Source organism: Shewanella sp. GutCb (genome assembly GCF_002836135.1).
GTDB lineage: Bacteria > Pseudomonadota > Gammaproteobacteria > Enterobacterales > Shewanellaceae > Shewanella.
Genome location: NZ_PJBL01000024.1, coordinates 89,134 through 96,369, shown reverse-complemented (window position 1 = coordinate 96,369; position 7,236 = coordinate 89,134). Strand labels below are relative to the sequence as shown.

At 45.4% G+C, this 7,236-nt stretch carries 6 protein-coding genes; 2 read left to right on the top strand and 4 right to left on the bottom strand.

Annotated features, from left to right (window positions below):
- Positions 1-883: 883 nt before the first annotated feature.
- From CXF86_RS14440 to norR, 4 genes are all read right to left on the bottom strand, one after another.
- Entirely contained in the window at positions 884-2,821 is a 1,938-nt protein-coding gene (locus CXF86_RS14440) for a peptidase U32 family protein (protein WP_101091558.1), read from the bottom strand.
- A 216-nt stretch (positions 2,822-3,037) separates the two neighbouring features.
- A complete protein-coding gene (locus tag CXF86_RS14435; RefSeq protein ID WP_101091559.1) occupies positions 3,038-3,244 on the bottom strand; it encodes a zinc ribbon domain-containing protein in 207 nt (68 codons plus the stop codon).
- Between the two features lie 45 nt (positions 3,245-3,289).
- Positions 3,290-3,607 (bottom strand): cupin domain-containing protein, encoded by a 318-nt coding sequence (locus CXF86_RS14430; protein ID WP_101091560.1) that lies wholly within the window; start codon positions 3,605-3,607, stop codon positions 3,290-3,292.
- A gap of 23 nt (positions 3,608-3,630) precedes the next feature.
- Positions 3,631-5,211 carry a nitric oxide reductase transcriptional regulator NorR gene (gene norR / locus CXF86_RS14425; RefSeq protein WP_102039323.1) on the bottom strand — a complete coding sequence of 527 codons (1,581 nt, stop codon included), beginning with the start codon at positions 5,209-5,211 and terminating at the stop codon, positions 3,631-3,633.
- A 277-nt stretch (positions 5,212-5,488) separates the two neighbouring features.
- Here norR and CXF86_RS14420 point away from each other — a divergent pair, with 277 nt between their 5' ends.
- Entirely contained in the window at positions 5,489-5,854 is a 366-nt protein-coding gene (locus CXF86_RS14420; protein ID WP_101091561.1) for a hypothetical protein, read from the top strand.
- Between the two features lie 74 nt (positions 5,855-5,928).
- Positions 5,929-7,185, top strand: coding sequence for an NnrS family protein (locus tag CXF86_RS14415; protein WP_102039321.1), 1,257 nt, complete (start codon positions 5,929-5,931; stop codon positions 7,183-7,185).
- The last annotated feature ends 51 nt before the right edge of the window (positions 7,186-7,236 follow it).

Here is a 7,236-nt window from a genome sequence, read left to right as displayed (position 1 = left end):
AGAATCTAAGAAAGTGATCTGTTTCCACAATTAAGCCAATAACACTGTATATCCAACCACCCTTTCTTACTTAATCCAGTGCTGCCTGAGTCTATGCCATTTGAGATAGTTTCTGACTCGTTATGGGGCGTGCGTTACCTTCAGACAAAGGTGGTTCCAATGACTTGCGGTCGCGTATGTGCTGACGCAACTGAGGCTCGCTGCAACTCTTTATAAAAGATAGGGTCCATGTGAGCTCAACGAAGACATCTGACCTCCAAGGACGGAGGAAATGCCAAATTCTGTAGGGAACAGAATTGGTCCTGTTTTCGAAGGCCTCAGCCGCATCTGCACTGGGTTGGAAAAGCACAAGACCCCAGCTCTTGTGCTCTCAATTAAGAGCACCAAAGTCACCATCCCATAGATCGAATAGAAAACACCGATTCCCCATCGAAGTTGCCGAAGTACGTTGAAGAAATAGCCGTAATGCCCACATGGTCTTTCTCGTGCATCCATGCACTTCAAGACATTCAGGCATCCTGCCTATCAGATGTGGGCATAGCTTTCGCGGGACAGGCCGTTCTTTGGCATCTGACCCATATGGATATGGGAAATGTCTATATGATGTAGGGAACATCGTTGACCATGCCATCACGGCATTCGTAAATCCATATACATCAGATATCCCATCGGAAGCGTTAGGTTATTTCGAATAAGTATGAGGGAGACAACTTCGTCTGGGGCGCTGAGGGATTGTCAAGGGGCGCAAGCGCTTTGCCCCTTGGCTCTGCTCTTTACAATAGAATGGCCGAAGCGCCACGACCTTGCTATTAATAAAAGCTCAGGCGCAGCTAAATAAAACTAATAAAGACCCAAACAATTTTGGGTCAGCAACAACTAACTATTACTCAGAACGTACCTGTCTGTTTTCAGCAACCACTAGCATTTCGCATTTAGGACAATCGAAAACCAGCTTCAATACATCTTTGCCTATCTCTAATATCATAGGGTCGGCTTTAATGCCGGGAACCTCTTTTGGGCATAAGTTGAAATTAAAGCGCAGGCAGTGCTTAGTCACCATTAATGGCACATCTTCAGTGATGCCATTTTTCTCATAGGTATCTTGAATTTCGACCACCCCATGGCGTTGATAAAACGCCTTGGCTTTGTCGTTGGCCACATTGCCTAAATAGCTTAAGTGTTTAACCGGGTAAACCGCTTCTTGATTGTATTTCCACGCTTTAGGGCGTTGATAATCATTAACACGAGTCTGCTCTAATGCCGCCACAGTATCACGTCGTAAGCCGTTCAAAACTGAAGTAGGGATAAACCAAGTTTGCGCTGTTTCAATATTCATCTTGCGCGCGGTAAAATCGGTGCTACCGAGCTTGCCTAGCTGTTTACGCAGCCCTTTTAAGGCTTTTTCGACATCCGTTGCTGCCGTTTTTTCGAACACCAATGATTGCACCGCACTGTGACCATAAATATCGGTCATGGTCAGTGACACGCCATCAATGGTATCGGCTAATAGCAAATCGACCTCAATAATACGCTTGGCTGACTCTTTCGCTAATACCGCTTCAAATGCTTGGTTGTGATTACGGTAAATAGTCATACCGACTTTGAGCTCTTTTGGCATTCGCAGCAAAAATAGTTTAAGACCGTCAACACGGTTAACCCGCATGCCTTTTAATTTATCATCGGACTGTTTAGCTTCGGCAAAGTTACTCGGGAAGAAACATAATCCGTCACCATTATTAAAACTAGTATCGGAGGTCACTTCGATAAAGTCTTTCTCTATGCGCTTAACTTTTGCCACTTCTTCGCCAATATATTTAGGCGAACGAAAGTCATTCATTCCCTGGCTACGCTCATGGACAAAGTAATCTGTTTTACCGCGGTTAAAGGTTTTTTCAGGATCGGGGGTAAAACTGTGCTCGCTGCGGCCGTGTGATGAGGCGTTAAACTCCGGGCGTCTAGCAATAATTTTGTCTAACTCTTGACGATAATGTGCTGTCACATTTTTTACGTAGCTTAAATCTTTAAGGCGACCTTCGATCTTAAATGAGCGTACACCAGCATCAATAAGCGCTTCTAAGTTATCGGTCTGGTTGTTGTCTTTAAGTGAAAGCAGGTGTTCATTCTTTGCCAATACGTCGCCTTGGCGGGTCTTTAAATCACCCGGTAGGCGACATAATTGTGAGCATTCTCCGCGGTTCGCACTGCGGTTACTGAAAGAGTGACTGAGGTTACATAAACCACTGTAAGCGACACACAATGCTCCATGAATAAAGAACTCGATTTGCATATTAGTTTTAGCCGCTACATCTCGAATTTGGCTTAAACCAAGTTCACGAGCGAGTACAACTTGTGAAAAACCGACTTGCTCTAAAAAAGCGACTTTCTCTGGATTGCGGTTATCCATCTGCGTACTAGCATGTAGCGCAATCGGAGGCAGGTCGAGCTGAAGGATCCCCATGTCTTGTACAATCAGTGCATCGGCTCCGGCTTCATAAACCTGCCAGATGAGCTTCTGCGCCGCATCGAGTTCACCTTCATTCATCAAGATAGTGTTAATAGCAACAAATACTTGGGCGTGATATTGATGAGCAAAGGTACATAGTCTGGCAATGTCTTCGACACTATTGCCTGCGCTAGCACGGGCACCAAAAGCGGGGCCACCAATATAAACCGCATCGGCACCATGGCGGATAGCTTCAATACCAAAGTCAGCATTTTTTGCAGGCGCTAATAACTCAAGGCGATTAGAGTGGCTCTCTAGCGGCGGCAGTGGTGCGGTATCGGGCTTATCATTCGGTCTGAAGATGCCAACATTGCTCATAAAAATCACTCAAAAAAGAAACACTATTATTTGTGCGGGCATTATAGCAAAAATCTGAGATTTGGCATTAGCTAATGTATGCAAGCCTCCCTCGTTAAAAGCGCCAAGCGGCACACTAGCTAATGGGTTTTAGCCGTTAAATGACAACTTCAATTTAAGCAGTTGATAAAGCTTTTGTTATCGCCAGTTATCCTTGGTTAGCTTGCCCTGTTCCTGTTAGGTGAACAGGTCGAATGCATTACCCAGTGCTGAGGATTTACCTTTATAAAATTCGGTGTAGCTGCAGTTACTGCATGTAACGGCGTAGTATCTTTTATTCTGCATATCGAAAATACGCGACCAAAAACCACCCGATACGCGGATCTCACCAGTATCGAACTCTTTATGATTACACTTAATACAGGTCCACTTATCATGTTGCATAGCTGCTCTTCTCCATAATGATGATCTGATGTTGGCTGACAGTTGTTAATAATGTACTGCTAGCCAAATAGTTTCGGTTTCCTCACTTGTCCAAGCCACCCGATGTTTCACATGGGCTTTAATGGTGAGATGCTCACCTTGATTTAAGCTGACCATCTCACCATGTTCAAATTCTAGCTTGGCAGCCCCTTGCACCACCATCACCCACTCACTTTTGGCTTGATCGTACCATTGACCTTCCGCGGTAACATGTGCGGCAGAGATAATGCGTTCGATTAAAACGCTGTCCGTTTTCACCAGCGGTTCAAACTGTTCTAGGGTTAGATCGCTAGGCAGGTTATCAAGAATATGCTGTTTATCCATTTAGCCTCCAGTCATTTACGCAATTAAAGCGGGTTAACAACAATACTCTTACTCACTCTGACCCCCAAGCGCTTTGCAAGACGATTTAGATTGGCACGATCCATCTGTAATTGATTAGCTGTTGCCGACCAATTACCTTGTTGCTGGGTTAGCGTCTGCAAAATCAATTGCCGTTGAAAATCATCGGTTTGCTGTTTAAGGTTACCAGTGTCTTGCGCTATCTGCTTCTCTTCCACCGGGCTAGACGCTTCGCCAAGAGCGGTATTAGGCAACACTAGCGCAAGATGGGTGATGCCAATGCGCACAATCGCTGCAGCACTGTCGCTTCTCGCTCTTAGGGCGGCGCGGCTAATAACATGTTCTAGCTCGCGCACATTACCCGGCCAGTCATACTGATTGAGCATTTTTATCGCACTCGGCTCTAGAGTTAGTTGACTCATACCCAATTTACGCCGGGTTAATTCAATAAAGTAACCACTGAGCAGACTAATATCTTCCTCACGCTGCCTTAACGGCGGCACGATAACGGGGTACACGCTGAGACGATGATAAAGGTCGGCACGAAAACGCCCCTGCTCAACTTCCACTTTGAGCTGTCGGTTAGTGGCCGCCAGAATACGCACATCGACATACTCAACGTCATCTTTACCAACGACTTGGATCTCTTGATTCTGTAAAGCCCGTAATAACTTACTCTGCACTGCAAGTGGTAACTCGCCAATCTCATCGAGGAATATGGTACCGCCGCTGGCGAGGCTAAATTTACCGATTCGGTTTCGGTCCGCTCCCGTAAATGCGCCTTTAACATGGCCAAAGAGTTCGCTTTCGATAAGGCTTTCAGGCAATGCAGCACAGTTAACGTATACCAAAGGGCCTTCACTGCGGCTCGATTGCCTGTGCAGCGTTCTCGCCACCAGCTCCTTACCTACACCAGTCTCCCCCTCAATTAAGATTGAGAAATTAGACCCGGCAACCATCTCTATTTCACGCTTGAGTTTAAGCATGATCTCGCTATTACCAATCAGCTCACCACCATCTTTAACTAAAGCCTCATGGGTTAATTCAGCAACAACCTGTTGATTATGTTTAGAATACTGTTCGAGCTTTTGCAGTAAAATGGCTGTATTAAGGGTGGCTGCAGACATTGCAGCAATGATGTCTAATGTTCGTTTGGGGATCTCATCAAAGACATTGGGAACCATGCTGTCGAGGGTTAACACTCCAATGAGCTTATCGTTAGCAAGCAGTGGCAGCCCCATACAAGCATGCACCGGCAGATCGCCATCATGGGACAGCAGTAAACCATCGTAAGGATCAGCCAATTCACTATCCGCAGCAAATCTCACTGGTGTTTGCGATGCACAAATTTTCTCAAACCTTGGATGAGCAACCGTTTCAAAGCGGCGACCTAAGGTCTCTTTGGTTAGCCCTTGCTGTGCCAGCGGTTTTAAATACTCGCCCTGCACATGCAACAACACCACAGCATCACAAATGACGGCATGACGTACAGTATTGAGCAAACGCTCGTACCTGTCGTTGGTTGTGAGGCTATTAGTGAGATCTAAGGCTAGTTGGACTAAGGCGGCGGAGGATATTTCACTCACAAGAATAGTAAACCCAATAGATTGTAACTGTCGCCACCATATCACGGCTCTCGCCAACACTCAAAACAACCCTAAAGAGTCTTAATGACTACAAATGTGTGAAGTCAATATGACTACACCAAACGAATCCATAATCTAAATGCGAGTAATAATCACTACTTTCAACATTGGCACGCTTATCGCAATGTCTTTAATTAAGATAGATTCTAATCCGACAAATGGCTTTAGATAAACAGCGAAAAGTCGAAACGGCAACACTTACTTATGGAGCAATGTCATGATAGCCAATCAAACAATGCCCTACACCCATGAAGATTTAGTTGAAGAGTTAACTCATCTTCAAAGCAATAAGCCAATGCTGGTATCGAGCGGTTTTGCAGTTGAAAATCGTACCTTACAACAAATAAGCACGGCATCGAATACGTTTTACTCCCATGCCCTTACCGGTGGGAATGGCACCATGTTCATCGCGGTTATCGGCCTGCTACTGTGCATTTTAGTTGGTTATTCCTATGCTGATAGCTTTTCACTCTGGGCGCAAGTGGCCAGCCACATTGGCTTAATTCTGTTTGCTACAGCGATAAAAATTGGCTACGTCATGCGCTGTGTTGGACTCGATGGTATGGGTCATATGCAGTTGTAATGCGCAAAACTAAAGTGCCAACACTGCAACTTTTAATTAGATAAACCAAGCTTAAACGGAAACCTATTAAACTAATGCAAACGATTAATGAACCTAAGACCAAACAGGTGCTGTCTTCAAGCGGAGAAGTGGAAATGATAGCAATTGAACCCGGATCAAAATTGACAAAACTTGCCAGCCAGCCGTTATGGGATCTGGCCTTTAGACCTTGGTTTCTAGCGGCGGCGCTGTCGTCAGTGGTCAGTATCACTGTTTGGATATTGTTTCTTCACGGACAATTTCTCGGTCTCGCCACTGCGGGACTTAGCCCGGTGATATGGCATATTCATGAAATGCTCTTTGGTTTTGGGGCGACGATTGCCGTAGCCTTTTTGCTTACAGCAGCTCAGACTTGGACTAATCGCCGCAGTATAAATGGCTTGCCATTAATGATGCTGACATTGATATGGCTGGCAGTAAGAGTATTGATATGGTCAGCAGACCCGAACCTGCTTATGCTTGCGGTCGCATTGCAAGCAACTTGGTGGCTAGTCTCTATTGCCTATATCGCGAGCATGGTTATCAAATCCAGTAGCAACCGCAACTACCAATTTATTCCGTTACTTCTCGCTATGATGGCGCTCAATATCGGCTTTTTACTGGCGGATATTAATGGCCATACAGAGTTGGCGTTACACCTTTCGCGTAGTGCTATTCTACTGTTCGGTTTGTTAGTCGGCATTATTGGCGGTCGCGTTATTCCTTTTTTTACCGGTCGAGGCGCTGATAACGCCAACGTTAAAACGACACCTTTACTCGACAAGTTAATCCCTATTGCCACCTTGTTAGGCGTGACGGTATTTTTTACGGGTTACTTTATTCAGCTGCCTTTCACCCCAGCACCACTGCTCATTTTAGCCGGTGTATTGCACTTACTTCGTCTGCTTAATTGGAACAGTATCACCACGCTTAAAGTGCCACTACTCTGGTCGTTACACGGCTCTTACTTGGCATTGGCACTGGGTCTGATTGCACTTGGCTTAAGCTATCATATCGAGTTATTACGTTTTGCGGATGCACTGCACCTCATCACTGTTGGCACCATTGGTGCGATGATCTTAGCCATGATCGCTCGCGTATCGTTAGGGCATACAGGCCGAGCTCTTAAACCCCATTTTTCAATCAATATTGCTTTCATGCTCATACTGCTCGGCGCACTAGCGCGAGTTATCTTACCCTTGGTGCAGCAACCTATTCTCGCATGGGACATTAGCGCACTTTGTTGGATAGTCGCTTTTAGCCTATTCCTATGGCACTACAGCTCGATACTGTTGAGCGCGAGACAACAATAAAATTGGTTTTACACACGTTAAAAACACTTGTTTAAAATGACACCCTACCTA